Source organism: uncultured Jatrophihabitans sp. (assembly GCF_964246335.1).
Taxonomy (GTDB): Bacteria; Actinomycetota; Actinomycetes; order Mycobacteriales; family Jatrophihabitantaceae; genus Jatrophihabitans.
Genome location: NZ_CAXTQF010000010.1, coordinates 55,182 through 69,707, shown reverse-complemented (window position 1 = coordinate 69,707; position 14,526 = coordinate 55,182). Strand labels below are relative to the sequence as shown.

General features: G+C 71.3%; 15 protein-coding genes. 6 read left to right on the top strand and 9 right to left on the bottom strand.

Annotated features, from left to right (window positions below; all coding sequences use genetic code 11):
- Positions 1-788 (bottom strand): LuxR family transcriptional regulator (locus ACFFCN_RS05100; protein WP_375490051.1); only part of this gene is annotated, 788 nt, incomplete at its 3' end.
- A gap of 103 nt (positions 789-891) precedes the next feature.
- Between ACFFCN_RS05100 and ACFFCN_RS05095 the strand changes: the two genes are divergently transcribed.
- Positions 892-1,641: a hemerythrin domain-containing protein gene (locus ACFFCN_RS05095; protein ID WP_375490050.1), complete on the top strand. Its 750-nt coding sequence runs from the start codon at positions 892-894 to the stop codon at positions 1,639-1,641.
- A gap of 12 nt (positions 1,642-1,653) precedes the next feature.
- On the opposite strand, the gene ACFFCN_RS05090 is transcribed toward ACFFCN_RS05095, so the two are convergent.
- The gene (locus tag ACFFCN_RS05090; protein ID WP_375490049.1) at positions 1,654-1,908 is read right to left on the bottom strand and encodes a Smr/MutS family protein; all 255 of its coding nucleotides are present in this window, start codon (positions 1,906-1,908) and stop codon (positions 1,654-1,656) included.
- A complete protein-coding gene (locus ACFFCN_RS05085) occupies positions 1,905-2,588 on the bottom strand; it encodes a TetR/AcrR family transcriptional regulator (protein WP_375490048.1) in 684 nt (227 codons plus the stop codon). Before ACFFCN_RS05085 ends, ACFFCN_RS05090 begins: the two co-directional genes overlap by 4 nt.
- A gap of 67 nt (positions 2,589-2,655) precedes the next feature.
- Here ACFFCN_RS05085 and ACFFCN_RS05080 point away from each other — a divergent pair, with 67 nt between their 5' ends.
- Entirely contained in the window at positions 2,656-3,549 is an 894-nt protein-coding gene (locus tag ACFFCN_RS05080; protein ID WP_375490047.1) for an NAD(P)H-binding protein, read from the top strand.
- 13 nt (positions 3,550-3,562) lie between these two features.
- Here the strand turns inward: ACFFCN_RS05080 and ACFFCN_RS05075 are convergent, their stop codons facing one another.
- The 6 genes from ACFFCN_RS05075 to ACFFCN_RS05050 are packed head-to-tail and all read right to left on the bottom strand — an operon-like array spanning position 3,563 to position 11,276.
- Positions 3,563-3,826, bottom strand: coding sequence for a hypothetical protein (locus ACFFCN_RS05075; RefSeq protein ID WP_375490046.1), 264 nt, complete (start codon positions 3,824-3,826; stop codon positions 3,563-3,565).
- Between the two features lie 16 nt (positions 3,827-3,842).
- Positions 3,843-6,182, bottom strand: a complete 2,340-nt coding sequence (locus ACFFCN_RS05070; protein ID WP_375490045.1) for an FUSC family protein — start codon at positions 6,180-6,182, stop codon at positions 3,843-3,845.
- 6 nt (positions 6,183-6,188) lie between these two features.
- A complete protein-coding gene (locus tag ACFFCN_RS05065; protein WP_375490044.1) occupies positions 6,189-9,941 on the bottom strand; it encodes an ABC transporter ATP-binding protein in 3,753 nt (1,250 codons plus the stop codon).
- Complete coding sequence (locus ACFFCN_RS05060) at positions 9,938-10,366, bottom strand: MarR family winged helix-turn-helix transcriptional regulator (protein WP_375490043.1); 429 nt, start codon at positions 10,364-10,366, stop codon at positions 9,938-9,940. The genes ACFFCN_RS05065 and ACFFCN_RS05060 overlap by 4 nt, the downstream gene beginning before the upstream one ends.
- Before the next feature lie 38 nt (positions 10,367-10,404).
- A complete protein-coding gene (locus tag ACFFCN_RS05055; RefSeq protein ID WP_375490042.1) occupies positions 10,405-11,040 on the bottom strand; it encodes a uridine kinase in 636 nt (211 codons plus the stop codon).
- A complete protein-coding gene (locus ACFFCN_RS05050; RefSeq protein WP_375490041.1) occupies positions 11,037-11,276 on the bottom strand; it encodes a mycoredoxin in 240 nt (79 codons plus the stop codon). Before ACFFCN_RS05050 ends, ACFFCN_RS05055 begins: the two co-directional genes overlap by 4 nt.
- 112 nt (positions 11,277-11,388) lie before the next feature.
- Here ACFFCN_RS05050 and ACFFCN_RS05045 point away from each other — a divergent pair, with 112 nt between their 5' ends.
- From ACFFCN_RS05045 to ACFFCN_RS05030, 4 genes are all read left to right on the top strand, one after another.
- On the top strand, positions 11,389-13,404 hold the full coding sequence (locus ACFFCN_RS05045) for an ATP-dependent helicase (protein WP_375490040.1): 2,016 nt from the start codon (positions 11,389-11,391) through the stop codon (positions 13,402-13,404).
- 121 nt (positions 13,405-13,525) lie between these two features.
- Entirely contained in the window at positions 13,526-13,729 is a 204-nt protein-coding gene (locus ACFFCN_RS05040) for a hypothetical protein (protein WP_375490039.1), read from the top strand.
- 178 nt (positions 13,730-13,907) lie between these two features.
- Positions 13,908-14,204 (top strand): WhiB family transcriptional regulator, encoded by a 297-nt coding sequence (locus tag ACFFCN_RS05035; protein ID WP_375490054.1) that lies wholly within the window; start codon positions 13,908-13,910, stop codon positions 14,202-14,204.
- A gap of 66 nt (positions 14,205-14,270) precedes the next feature.
- Positions 14,271-14,450: a hypothetical protein gene (locus ACFFCN_RS05030; RefSeq protein ID WP_375490038.1), complete on the top strand. Its 180-nt coding sequence runs from the start codon at positions 14,271-14,273 to the stop codon at positions 14,448-14,450.
- Positions 14,451-14,526 lie beyond the last annotated feature (76 nt).

Genomic DNA, 14,526 nt, shown 5'->3' with positions numbered 1-14,526 from the left:
CGCCGCCCGTCCGCGCCGTCCAGCGGCATGGCCTGGACCGCCAGCCATCGGCCGGTGCGGCCGAGCACCCGGGTGCGGGCCGGCTGCCTGCTGGCCCGCGCGGCGGCCGTGACCGTCACCAGGTTCGCCGGCAACGACCCGTTGTCCCAGCCGCCGAGTTCGTCGATCTGCGCCTCGACGGCCGCTGTCATGTCGGTGACCCGGTTGTCCGCGTCCACGATCAGCACGGCCGCGCCGGCCTCGCCCTGCGCGCCCGTGTTGGGGGCGAACAGCGCGCGCTGCAGCCGCAGCGCCATCAGTTCGTGGACAGACCCCAGCAGCTCGCCGTCCCGCTCGGTGAATGCCGGCTCACCGGGCCCGCGGTAGATCGCGAAGGCCCCCCATGTGGTGTTGCGCGCGCGGCACGCGAGGCGCAGTTCGTCGGTGAAGCCGAACACCGGCGCCATGTAGTCACGAAAACGTCGGCAGCTGTCCGGGTGTCCGTCCGTGTCGACCGACAGCACGCCGACGGGCACCGGCCGACGCGCGAGTTCGGCGAACTGGTTGATGTCCGGTGCGCCGTACTCGGCGGCGGCGAATTCGTCGTCGCCGATCTCCAGCGGGTGCGACTTGATCGCGCGGGTGATGAGCTCGCTGGCCGGGTCGGTCGTGGCCAGGCAGGCGAACGCGAACGGCACGTACTCGGCGACCGCGTCGAAGATCGCCCGTGCCAACGCGTCGACGTCGGCGCAGGACGCGGTGACCGCCTCGAGTCGTTCGGCGAGCGGTCGGGCACGAACCACAGTCACCCGCCCATGGTGACGGACGGTGTGCCGCGACGGAACCGGCGCGCGCAAAGTCCCCACATTCCTGGGATGGTCGCCGGCACCCGCCGCAACCAGGCTGTCCGACATGATGATCACGGAACACGACCACACGAACCGCTGCTGGTGGAACCCGGACGAGGCCCGGTGGATCTGCCGCCCCGCAGCGCCGACGACCGAGACGCCGCTCGTCGACGTCCGCGACATGATCGTGGTGCACACCGCCATGCTGCGCGAGTTCCGGTTGGCGCCGGCCGCAGTGCGCCGGACGCACGCCGATGATCGCAAGCAGGCCACCACCGTGGCCGCACACCTGACCTTCCTGTGCGACATGCTGCATCACCACCATGCCGGCGAGGACGAGTTGCTCTGGCCGAAACTGCGCGAGCGGGTGCCCGCGTCGGCGGTGCAACTGCTCGACGACGCCGAAGCGCAGCACGAGGACATCGACGCGGCATTGACCCGCACCGTCCGCCTGCGCGACGCCTGGGCCGCAGCGCCCACCGACTCGGCACGCGACGAGCTCGCGTCGTCGCTCGACGAGCTGCACGCCGTGCTGAGCGCGCACCTCGACCTCGAGGAACGCGCGCTGCTGCCGCTCGCCGCGGCCAAGCTCACGCCCGACGAATGGCACGCCGCCGGCGAGGCGGGCGCGAAGTCGATGGGCAAGCCCGCCCTGGCGCTCGCGTTCGGGATGTTCGCCTACGAAGGCGATCCCGCCGTGCTGCGCGACATGCTCAAAGCCGCGCCGGCGGTACCGCGCATGCTGCTGCCGCGCGTCGCCCCGCGGATCTACGCCCGCCGCGCGCGACGCATCCACGGGACGGCCCGGCCCTGATGCTCAGCTCGGCTACTTCCAGCGGAAGTGGACGAACACCCGGCCGAAATTGTCCTTGTCTTTCTCCACGCGGTGGTAAAGCGCTTTGATGTCCTTGCGGTCGAGGAAGCGCAGCACATGCTTCTTGAGCTGCCCGGAGCCCTTGCCGGGGATGATCTCGACGAGCGGTGCCTTCTTGGCCACGGCTTCGGCGATCACGGCCTCCAGTGCGCGGTCGATCTGCCCGCCCTTGTTGTAGATGTCGTGTAGGTCGAGCTTGAGCTTCATCGTCGTGCCGCCGAGCGCAGCGCCGGGCGTCCTGCTGCATCAGCCAGCAGCTCGACGACCGCGGCGCGGATGTGCGGCAGGTGCGGGTCGTCAGCCAGCACCGTCTCGTCCGGCAGGTCGGCCGGCACCGGATCGATGCCGAGCAGCGCGCGGAACAACCGGGGGAGCGCCGTGCGGTCGAGCAGCTCGCGCGCGAGGGGTTCGGCGCTCGCCTGCTCGACTGCGCACGAGGTCGTCAGGTACGTCGCCAACCGTGCGTAGGTGGTCGTGAAGATCGCCTCGTAGTACGGGCTCGACGAGCCGGGCAGGCGCTGCGCCTCGGCGATGCTCAGTCGACAGGTCCGCAACGACCGGTCCCACACGAGCAGTTCGGCGAAGCGTGCGCAGAAGAGCGTCACCGCCGCCACCGGCTCGTCGGCGTAGGCGTCCGGCGTGCGCAGTTGATCGAGGTACATCTCGCCGATCAGCGCCAGTACCGCGGCGAACAGCTTCTCCTTGCTCTCGAAGTGCGCGTAGAGCGATCGCTTGGACGTCTGGGCGCGGGCGGCGACGGCATCCATCGAGGTCCGTTCGTAGCCGGTCTCGAGGAACACGTCCTTGGCGGCCAGCAGCACGTGGTTGCGCAGCTGCGCGCCGCGCCGCTGGCTCGCCGAGGCGCCCGCGTCACGCTGCGTCGTCATTGCCGGGCCTCCAAGTAGACGGTACGGTTGAGTTTACTTCATCCATCCTTGTCATCTGGGGACCAGCATGCTCGTCGTCACCGCACCCACCAGCAACATCGGCCACCGTGTCCTGCACTCCGTCGTCGCAGCCGGCGCCGACGTCCGGGTCGTGGCCCGCGATGCCGCCAAAATGTCGCCGGACGAGCGAGAACGCGTGGAGGTGCTCGAGGGCTCGCACTCGGACGCCGCCGTCATCGACCGCGCGCTCGACGGCGCGGACACCCTGTTCTGGCTGTGCCCGGGGAACCCGCAGGCGTCGAGCGCGCACGAGTCCTACCTGGAGTTCACCCGTCCGGCGGCCGCGGCGATCCGTCGGCACGGCGTCGCTCGCGTCGTGATCATCACCGCACTGGGGCGCGGCAGCACGGCGGTCGACCGCGCCGGCTACGTCACGGCTTCGCTGGCTGCGGATGCGCTGCTGCACGGCACGGGCGCGGCGATCCGTTCGCTGACACTGCCCGGCTTCATGGACAACACGCTGCGCAGCATCCCGACGATCAGGGCGCAGGGCACTGTCTACGGCCTGGGCGCGGGTGACCGGCGGCTGCCGACGGTGGCCGTGCACGACATCGCCACCAACGCCGCGCGGCTGCTGCTCGAACCCGGCTGGACGGGACAACAGGACATACCGCTGCTCGGCCCCGAGGATCTGTCCAGCGACGAACAGGCCGCGATCATGGCCGACGTGTTGCAGACGCCGGTGCGCTACGAGCAGGTCGCGCCGGAGGCATACCTGCGCGAACTGACCGGCTACGGCTTCTCCGACGGCATGGCGCAGGCGATGGTCGACATGCTGGTCGCGAAGGACAACGGACTGGACAACGCGATCGAGCGCACGCCGGCGCATGCGCAGGATGCGCCGACCACGTTCCGGCAGTGGTGCACGGACACCCTCAAGCCGGCGTTCGACGCGGCGTAGGACACGAACGCCGCTAGCCGGCGGCCAGGTGGACGACGGCGACCACCGCGGCATAGGCCACGGTCAGCCCGGCCACCACGGCCAGGCTCCGCGCCCGGCGGGGCACGGCATCGACCCGTTGGGCGCGCGGGCGACGCGCATTCGCGACCACCGCCGCCGCGGCCGCCGCGGCCAGCACCGCGAGCACCACGTAGGCGCCGACGAGGCTCGCGGGCGCGATCGACGCCGGCACGGCGAGCGCGAGCAGCGCGGCAAGCCCTACGGACAGGCAACCCATGTGTTCTCCCGAGCCGCTAACGCGACGCGGCAGCTGTCTGCAGCAGGTCGTTGGTGTCGCGGTCGGTCACCTGCATGTCGAGCGCAGCCGCCAGCCGGGCCAGCGCACCGTCGAGCAGCGTGAGGTCGCGCAGCGCCAGGACGAGATCGGTGTCGGTGGGCAGGCCACGGGCCGCTTCGTCGATCGACGCCGAGCAACGGATGTACGTGCCCTGCGCGCCCGTTTCGACGCGCGTGTCCAGCGCAGCGATCGAGGCGCGCAGGTCACGCACCGCCGGGGCGATGGACGGCACCGGCAGGTCGTGCAGGGTGTTCACGGTGTCGGCGAACGAACGCGCGTAGTAGCGCGCCGCGGAGGTCACCGCGCGGATCTCGCCGAGCTGGGTGGCGTTGCGCCCGAAGGTCGCGTGCCGCAGCGGTGCGGCTGTCGCCTCGAGCGCCGCCCACGACGCGTCGAGCGAACGGATCAGCGGACGCAGGCTCGTCGATTCGCCGGTCAGCAACCGGTCGAGCGCGGCGTCGAGCAGGGCGGCCAGCGCACGGAACCACAGCAGCACACCCGCCGTCAGCACCCGCTGCGGACGTAACGGCAGTACCAGCAACACGGTCACGACGACCGCGCCCACGCCGACCGCCGTCTCGGCCAACCGGAGCACGAGCAGATGCCAGCTGAACTCGCCGAGCTGGTAGTAGATGAGCGACAACGTCATCGTGATGCCGATGACCATGAAGGTGTAGTTCACCCGGATGAGGTAGATCCCGAGGAACAGCATCACCATCACCACCGGCAGCGCCGCCCAGACGCTGCCCCCGGTGGCGTGCACGAGCAGGTCGCCGACGACGATGCCCACGGCGGTGCCGGCGACGCGGAACAACGCCTTGCGGACCTGTTCGCCCGTGTTGGTCGTGGCCATGAACGCAAGGAAGGCGGCCAGCACGGCCCAGTACAGCCGGGCCCCACTGATCGCGTCGCCGACGGCCACCGCGATCGTGGCGGCCACCGCCACCTGGATCGAAGTGCGCAGGTACGGCCGCAACGTGGTGCGCTCGAACCGGCCGCGCCCCGGTGTCGTCGACGCCTGCTCGCTCACCGCGGCCGAGCCCGGCAGGAAGCCGTTGTTGAGTTGGACCGCGGGCTCGAACGTGGCGACGGTCCGGCCGAGTCGCCGCTCACCGATCGCCTCGTGCAGGTGCTCACGGGCGGCGGCGTACTGCTCGACCGACAGCGCCAACCGGTGCAGCAACGTCGTGGCGCGCGGCGAGGATCCGTCGCGGTTGCGCAGCCGCTGCGCGAGTTCGCGGCTGCGTGGCCAGTCCTCGTCGCGTGCGGCGAACAACGCGAGCGCCGCGTCGTCCCGGGCGTCCGCGTCCGCCGCGGTCAGCACGTGTGACAGGGCGGCGGCGAAGCGCGCGCAGTTCGTCAGGGATAGGTCCGCGCCGAACAGTTGCTGCGCCTCGACCCGCGCGGAGTTCGGCGAGGTGAGGACGAGCTGCGCCTCGACGATCAACGTCGACTCGTTGAGCCGCACCACCTGACGGCGGATGCGTTCCTCGCGCGCGCCGCGGCGCAGCGGATCGGCGTCGTGCTCGTTGCGGTGCCGCGCTGCCGGTGCGCGCACGGCCTGCGCCGCGGTGTCGAGCAGGCCGTCCGCGCGTGCCTGCCACGACCGTCGGATGCGGTCGAGTGTCTGTTCGCGATCGGTGCGTAATAGGACGAAGCGCACCAGCAGCGACGCGACGATCGCCAGCCCGAGGTCGGCGGCCAGCCAGCCGATGTCGGCGAAGTGCAGCTCGCGATGCAGGAAGAAGCCGAGGAACGCGCCCTGAAACGCCACGAGCCCCGCGGCGAAACCGCGCGGACCGAAGCGGCGGACGTAGACGGACAGGGTCATCACCGCGACCAGGAACACCAAGGACGGGATGCGGTAGGCGCCGAGCGCGAGTCCCGCGGCGATGGCGGCGAGCATCGGGACGGGCAGCAGCAACGTCGAGATCAATTGCTGCACCCGCGACGGATCGTTGACCGTGAAGCCGGCCATCATGGCGAGGATGCCGCCGACGAGCATCCCGACGATCAGCAGCGCATGGTTCGTCGCGGCGACCACGGGATCGGGCGCCGCGCCGGACGGCAGCTGTGACACACCGGTCACGCGCACGAACGCGTAGACCAGGACGACGGTCAGCAGCACGCCGAGCACAGCCTGAGCGGCCGTGCGCAGCTGGGTCAGGCCGGGATCGGCTCCGGCCAGTCGATCGGCCGCAAGCCGGAACCACACTCGTGGCGAGGACGAACGGGGGCCGTCGATGAGCTGGTCATCGGTGAAGTCGTGCCGGCGCGCGGTCGAGAGCAGGAACATCGGGTCTTACGCCCGGACCGTGTCGAACGCGCGCCACATGCGCGCGTACGTGCCGTCGAGCTCGAGCAGCTCGTCGTGTGTGCCGCTCTCGGCCACCTGGCCGTCGGCCATCACGACGATCCGGTCGGCGAACTGCGTGGTCTGCAAGCGGTGCGCGATGAGGATCGTCGTGCGGTCGCGGGCAACCTCGCGCATCGCGGCGTTCACCTTCGACTCGGTGGCAAGGTCAAGGTTGGATGTCGCCTCGTCGAGCAGCAGCAGCGTCGGGTCGGCGAGCTGCGCGCGGGCCAGTGCGATCAGTTGGCGTTGTCCGGACGAGAGCGACCCGCCGCGCTCGCCGAGTTCGGTCAGGTAACCGTTCGGCAGACCGGCAACGACATCGTGCGCACCGACCGCGCGGGCCGCCGCTTCCACCTCCGCGTCGGACGCCGCCGGCCGCCCGTAGGCGATGTTGTCGCGCACGGTGCCGGTGAACAGGAATGCCTCCTGCGGCACGTAGCCGAGGTGGCTGCGGAAGTCGCCGAGCTCGAGCGCGCGCAGGTCGTGGCCGTCCATCGACACCGCGCCGTGCTGGGGGTCGTAGAAACGGGCGAGCAGCTTGAGGATCGTCGACTTGCCCGCACCGGTCTCGCCGACGATGGCCACTGTCTCGCCCGCGCGCACCGCGACATCCAGGTCGTGCAGCGCGTCACCGGCCGCCGACGTCGGATAGGAGAAACGCACGTCGTCGAGCGCGATGGCGCCGTGAGCCGCCCCGAGCTGTTCGGGACGCTGCGGTTCGGGCGTCAGCGAGTCCAGGGCCATGAGGTCCGCGATACGCGCCACCGACACCCGCGTCTGCTGCCACGAGTCGAACACCTGCGACAGCTGCTGGATGGGTGAGAAGAACATGTCGATGTAGAGCAGGAACGCGATCAGTGCGCCGACGCTGAGGGAGCCGTCGCGGATGAGCACCGCGCCGACGCCGAGTACCAGTGCGTCCGCCACCGCGGACAGGAACTGGACGAACGGGAAGTACGTGGCGACCAGCCGTTGCGCCGCGACGCGCGAACGCAGATAGGACATCCCGAGGTCGTGGAAACGCTGCGTCGTCACGTCCTCGTGCACGTACGCCTGTGCCTCGCGGACGCCGGACAGGCTCTCTTGGAAGTCCGCGTTGACGATCGCAACCCGTTCCCGCGAGAGGTCGTACAGCTTGGTGGCGTTGCGCCGGAACCACACCGTCGCGAAAGCCAACGGGATCACCACGCTGAGCGTGAGAAGCCCGAGTTCGACGTCGACGATCAGGAGTGCCACGCCGACGCCGACGAAGGTCACGAAGGCGACCAGTGCGGAGAGCAGACCGTTGCTGACGAGCGACTCGAACTGGTCGACGTCGGTCGTCATGCGGGTCATGATCCGGCCGGCCAGCTCGCGCTCGTAGTAGTCCAGCGAGAGCCGTTGCAGCTGCGCCCAGATGCGGATGCGCAGCGAGAGCATGATGCGTTCCGCGGTCCGCCCGGTGACGAACGTCGACGCCATCTCGACGAACAGGTCGAGCAGGGTGATGACCAGGAACGCCGCGGACGCACCGTAGAGCACCCCGGACGCGTGTGCGGCCACGCCGTGATCGACGCCGGTCTTGACCAGGTACGGGCCGGCGAGGCCGGCGACGGCATCGAGCACTACGAGGACCAAGCCGATCAGCAGTGGCCTGCGAAAGCGCTGCAGCAGCCGCAGCAGGCTGAACTCGTGCTCGTGCGCACTTTCGCGCGCGACGTCGATCGTCGCCTCGTCGCGCACCGGCGGCAGCGCTGCGACCGACGCCAGCATCTCGGGTGTGGCCGGCAGCGCGGCGATCATCCGGCCGGGGCCGCCGCCACCGATGCCGCCGCCGGCGTTGGCCGCCATCCGCATCGCCGCCGAGCTGGTGTTGGCGCCGGTGTGGCTGTTGCCGTCGGCCGCGTGCCACGCGGCGGTGGTGACGCCGTCCTTCGTCAGCACGGCCAGGGCCTCGATGGCGTCGCCGGCGGCGCGCAGCGGGTCGGTGTCCAGCCCGGCCACGAGCGAGCGGTAACGGGCGCTGGACTCGGTCAGCTCGGCGTGCGTGCCGTGCTCGACGACGCGTCCCTCGTCGAGGACGACCACCCGCTCGGCGAGGTGCAGCGTCGACATGCGGTGGGCGATGAGCAGCGTGGTGCGCTCGCCGAGCGTGTCGCGCAGCGCGTCGTGCACCGCTTCCTCGGTCCGCGCGTCGACGGCGCTCGTGGCGTCGTCGAGCACCAGGATCTTCGGGTCGGACAGGATCGCCCGGGCGAGCGCGACTCGTTGCCGTTGACCGCCGGACAGGGTGAGGCCGCGCTCGCCGACGACCGTCCCGTAACCGTCGGGCAGGGCGGTGACGAAGTCGTGCGCCTGCGCCGCGTGCGCCGCGGCGACGATTTCGGCCTCGCTCGCGTCGGGCCGGCCGTAGGCGATGTTCGCGCGGATGGTGTCGGAGAACAGGAAGCTCTCCTCGAACGCGGTACCGATCGCGCCGCGCAACGAGTGCAGCGTGACGCCGCGTAGGTCCCGGCCGTCGATCGTCACCCGACCCGCGGTGGGGTCGTAGAAGCGGGCCAGCAGCGCGGCCAGCGTCGACTTGCCGCTGCCGCTGGCGCCCACGACGGCCACCCGCTCGCCGGCCGCGATGCGCAGCTGGACACCGCTCAGCACCTCGGTGCCGGACTCGTAGCCGAAGTGCACGTCGTCGAAGACGATCTCGCCGCGCACGTCGGTCAGCGGTGTCGCGTCGGGTGCGTCGACGACGGCCGGTGCCAGGTCGAGCAGCTGGAAGATCCGCTCGACGCCGGCACGCGCCTGCTGGCCGATCGTGAGGATGCCGGCCAGTTGCCGGGCGGGTGCCGCGAACTGCGCGACATACGTGGAGAACGCGAGGAACGTTCCGAGGGTGATGTCACCGTGCAATGCGAGCAGGCCGCCGAACAGCAGGATCGCGACCTGCGCCAGGGTGGGGATCGCCTCGAGCAGCGGCTGGTACCGCGCCTGCAACCGGTTCGCGCGCATCCGTGAGCCGTACAGCTCCTGCGCTGTGCCGGCGAGGCGGTACAGCTCGCGTTCCTCCTGGCCGAACGCCTTCACCACGCGAACACCGGTGACGCCTTCGTCGACGATCTGCGCGACGTCGCCCTCGCGCTGCTGGCCGTCCCACGTCGCCGGGAAGACGCGCCGGCGCATCCGGTAGGACACCGCGAACAGCGCCGGCACCACCACCAGCGCGAGCAGCGCGAGCAGTGGCGAGAGGACGAACATCACGACGATCGACAAGATCATCATGAGCACGTTGCCGGTCATCAGCGGCAGGAAGCTGAGCAGGCCCTGCACCAGCGCGGAGTCCGAGCTGGCGCGGGAGACCAGCTGCCCGGTCGGCAGCCGGCCGAGCGTGCCGAGGTCCATCCGCATGAGGTGGTCGTGCATGTCGTTGCGCAGGTCGTACTGGACGTTGAAGGCTAGCCGCCCGCCGCGGTAGCGGCGCACGTAGGCGAGCGCGAACGACAACGCGGCCGCGGCGAACAACACGACCAGCCACGGCCACAGTGCGTGCCGACGCGTGATGATGACGTCGTCGACGATCTCGCGGGCGATCAACGGGACGACGGTCTGCGCGGCGCTGCCGACGACCGACGCCGCGATGGCCAACACGACCTCGCGGCGGTGGCGCAGGAGATAGCCGCCGAGCCGCCGGGCCCAGCCCTGCGGGGGCTGTGTCGGTGTGCTCATCGGGCCGCTACGCGTTCGTCGGCCAGTGCGTCGAGGCCGGCGCCGAGCCGGGCGATCCCGTCCGCCGTACGCGTCGGGTCCTCCGTGTGGGCGAGCACCTGCTCGAGGCGCACCAGCATCGACCGTTCCGCCTCGGCCAGTGCGCGCTCGCCCTGGGGGGTCAGTCGCAAGGCGACCGCGCGTTGGTCGCCGCTGACGTCGTCGCGGGTCAGCAGGCCGCGCCGGCACAGTGCGTCGACGTTCGCACTGACGGTCGGCTTGCCGAGCGCGAGCCGGGCGGCCACCCGGGAGGCGCGACCCTCACCGGCGGCCACCGCCGCGAGTACGCGGTAGTGGGCCAGGCTGAGGTCGGGACTGGCGCTCTCGAGCAGCCGAGTCATGCGCACGAGCGCGCGCAGCGCTTCGACGGAGTGTTCAGCGGGCACGTGTTCCCAGAGTAGCCACAGATGGTTCGAGCGTCGAACTATCGCGCTGCGTCCCAGCCGGGCAGCCCGAGCACGACGGGGTGACGGCGGTCGGCGCGCACCACGACGTCGGCCAGCTCATCCGGCTGCACGGTGTCGTCGTACTCGGCGTGGGCGGCGAGCGTCCACTGCGCAGCGTCGTCGGTGCGTCTGGCCAGCGCGGCCGGCGGCGCGGTCAGTCGGACGACCCGGTCGAACGGCAGGCCGAGCCCGAGCAGGAACTCGCCGCTGACGAGCAGCACGTCATGCTCGCCGAGCGGTCGCGGCGCTTCGCGGGTCGAGCGGTTGCTGGCCGAGTCGCGCAGGCTCGGCAAGAAGACCGCGTCGCGGGCGGCGGCCTCGAGGACCTCGCGGCGCAACGCGCCGGCGTCGAGCCAGTTCAGGTACGACGCGACGTCGCGCCTGCCGTGCTCGAGGCGTAGCGACGCGTCCTGCCAGAACGACGCGGCACGGACGTGATGGGCGCCCCGGCCGAGCAGCTGCAGCGGGGCGAGGAGCGAGTCCGCCAGCTCGTCCGGGTGCAGCGCGTCCGCACCGTCGATCGCGACCCGGACGACGCCGTCGGCCGTGTCCAACCAGGCGGCGAGAAGTGCAGGAAGATCGGCGGCGGCGACGGTGCGCCAGTCGCCGGTCAAGCGGCGAGCTTGGCCTGCACCTGCGCGACGCTGGGGTTGGTCAGCGAGGTGCCGTCGGCGAAGACGAGCGTCGGCACCGTGCGGTTGCCGCGGTTGGCGGTCATCACGATCTCGGCCGCACCCTCGGTGCGCTCGATGTCGACCTCGGTGTACTCGATCCCGGCGCGCGCCAGGCCGGCCTTGAGCCGTGCGCAGAATCCGCACCAGCCGGTCGTGTACATCGTGAACATCGTCATCCTCCGGGTGTTCGGCAGCTTGAGGTGGAACCGGAGGTGGTGGTGCGGCATTCCCCGCGGGGTGTGGACCGGCGGACCGTCCTGTCGGCAGCCGCTGGCAGGATCGGTAGCCGTGCCCGACGCCGACCGCATCCTCGAGGGCCTCGACCCCGAGCAACGGGCCGCGGCGCAGGCGGTGCGCGGCCCGGTGTGCATCCTGGCCGGCGCCGGCACCGGCAAGACCCGCGCCATCACCCACCGCATCGCCTACGCCGTGCGCACCGAGGCGGTGCCCGCGTCGCAGCTGCTCGCCGTCACGTTCACCGCGCGGGCGGCGGGGGAGCTGCGCGGGCGCCTGCGCAGCCTCGGCGCGCAGAACGTGCAGGCGCGCACCTTCCACGCCGCCGCCCTGCGGCAACTGCAGTACTTCGCGCCGCGCATTCTCGGCGGTGGCCTGCCCGAGGTCATGGACAACGCCATCCGCGTGGTCGGCAACGCCGCAGCGCGTATGCGCCTGCGCGTCGACCGCGCCGAGCTGCGCGACCTCGCCGCGGAGATCGACTGGGCGAAGGCCGTGCTGGCCACGCCGGACACCTACGTCGCCCGCGCCCGCGAGGCGGGCCGCGAGACGAGCACCACTGCGGAAACGATCGCCAAGGTCTACGCCGAGTACGAGCAGACGAAGCGGCGCGCGGGTCAGCTGGACTTCGCCGACCTCTTGATGATCATGGCCGGGGCGATGGAGGAACTGTCCGACGTCGCCGAGGAGGTCCGCAGCCGGTACCGGCACTTCGTCGTCGACGAGTACCAGGACGTTTCGCCGCTGCAGCAACGTCTGCTCGATGCCTGGCTCGGTGATCGCGACGACCTGTGCGTGGTGGGCGACGCCAACCAGACCATCTACTCCTTCGCCGGGGCGACGCCCGAGCACCTGCTCGGCTTCCGGCGCCGATTCCCCGAAGCCACCGTTGTCCGTCTCAACCGCGATTACCGGTCCACGCCGCAGGTCGTGTCGCTCGCCAACTCGCTCGTACAGGCGGGTCGGCGCGGTCCGGACGCGGGCGTCTCGCTGATCGGGCAACGCCCGGACGGCCCCGCCCCGACCTTCACCGAGCACGACGACGAACCCGCCGAGGCCGCGGACGTCGCCGGGAAATGCCGCGAGCTGATCGACGCCGGCACCCCGCCCGCGCAGATCGCCGTGCTGTTCCGGATCAACGCGCAGTCCGAGGTCTATGAGGCCGCGTTGTCGCAGGCCGGCGTCGCGTACGTGCTGCGCGGCGGAGAGCGCTTCTTCGACCGCCCGGAGATCCGCGAGGCACGGCTGCTGCTGCGCGGCGCGGCGCGGGCCGGTCAGGACGTCGACCAGAACCTCGGCGATGCCGTGCGCGGCGTGCTGTCCGGGCTCGGCTGGTACCCGGACAACGCACCGCCCGGCGGCTCGGCGCGCGAGCGGTGGGAGTCGCTCGCCGCGCTGCTGCCGCTCGCCGACGACCTCGTCGCGGCCCTGCCCGACGCGCATCTGCCCGAGCTCGTTGCCGAGCTCGACCAGCGCGCGAACGCCCAGCACGCGCCGACCGTGCAGGGCGTCACGCTCGCGTCGCTGCACTCGGCGAAGGGTCTGGAGTGGGACGCGGTCTTCCTCGTCGGGCTCACCGACGGCACGCTGCCGATCCAGCACGCCAATACGCCGGCGCAGGTCGCCGAGGAACGCCGGCTGCTCTATGTCGGCATCACCCGCGCGCGGGAGCGGCTCGCACTGTCCTGGGCGCTGGCGCGCAGCCCGGGCCAACGGCGCGGCCGGCGCCCCAGCCGATTCCTGGACGGCCTGCGGCCGGAGACGCCGCACGCGCCCGCCGCGACCCGCGCCAAGTCGCGTGCCAAGCGCCCCGAGGCGGCCGACGCCGAACTGTTCGGCCGCCTGCGCGCATGGCGCAAGGCGCAGGCCGAAGCGCAGCAGGTGCCGCCCTACGTCGTGTTCAGCGATGCCACGCTCGTGGCGATCGCCGACGCCCGCCCGTCGAGCCGCGGCGGACTCGCGCAGATCGCGGGCGTGGGGCCGACCAAGCTGACGCGTTACGCCGAGCCCGTGCTCGAGGTGCTCGGCGGCGCCGATCCCGCCGACGTCGTGCCGGTCGCGGTCTCCTGAACGCAAGATCGACAAGGACGCGGCGATAAATCGTTTGCGGGTTGTCTGTGAGCTCGGATAGCTTGTCCCAGACACCGCGCGGGCTCCCGCGCGCACACGGAACGGGCAGGAGGTGATCGTCGTGGAGAACACGTTCAACACGACCGTCGCCAGCCGTCCGTCCGCATGGACGTGCAGTGCCGTCGCCACGTTCGTCGACATGCCGGCAGCGACGAAGAACCGGCTCGTCAACTACATCCGCTCGACCAAGGCCACCCAGGGTTCGCTGCGCCCGGATCACGGCGCAGCCAAGCAGGCCGCACCGCCTCGAGGTGACTGTTGCTGACACGACTCAGCGAACAGGCTCTTCGAGGCCGCGGCTCCCGACTTGGGAACCGCGGCCTTTTTGTTTGCCGAGCCGATGCGCCGAAGGACCAGATGATCATGACTACGACCGACCGCCACAACACGAAGCGAGGAGGTGACCCCACGTGTTGACCGAATGCACTGACGAACCGACCCGGATCGACCCGATCGGGGCGCAGCCACTGGACCCGCTGTCGAAGCGGTGCCCGGACGACCTGCCGTGCCGCGTGCAGGATGCCGAGCTCTGGTTCGCCGAGACCCCGGCCGAACTCGAGCAGGCGAAGGCGTTCTGCGCCGGTTGCCCGGCCCGGACGGTCTGCCTGGCCGGCGCGCTCGAGCGTCGGGAGCCGTGGGGCGTGTGGGGCGGCGAGATCTTCGAACGTGGGGCGATCGTCTCGCGCAAGCGGCCGCGGGGCCGTCCGCGCAAGGACGAACGCACCGGCGTCGCTGCCTGACCCGCGTCGCGGCACCGGCCGACCGCTCGGGTCGATCGACTGACCGATGACGAAGGAGAAAAGACAATGATGTCCCTCACCGAGGCGCTGGCGCACGAGCGCCTGCGCGAGGTGCAGCGAGACGCGCAGCGGGCGCGGCTGGCGACCGAGGCCGCCGCCGTCCGCCGCTGGCACCGCGTATCGCTGCGGGCGCGTGCAGCCGAGCAACGGCACGCGCGCCGACTCGACGAGCTCGCCGCGCGTTGATCGCGGCCCCGGCCGTCGCCGGGATGGAGCAGCTCGATCGAGCAGAGCGGCCGCCGGTCGGTCCATGTCCGTGGAC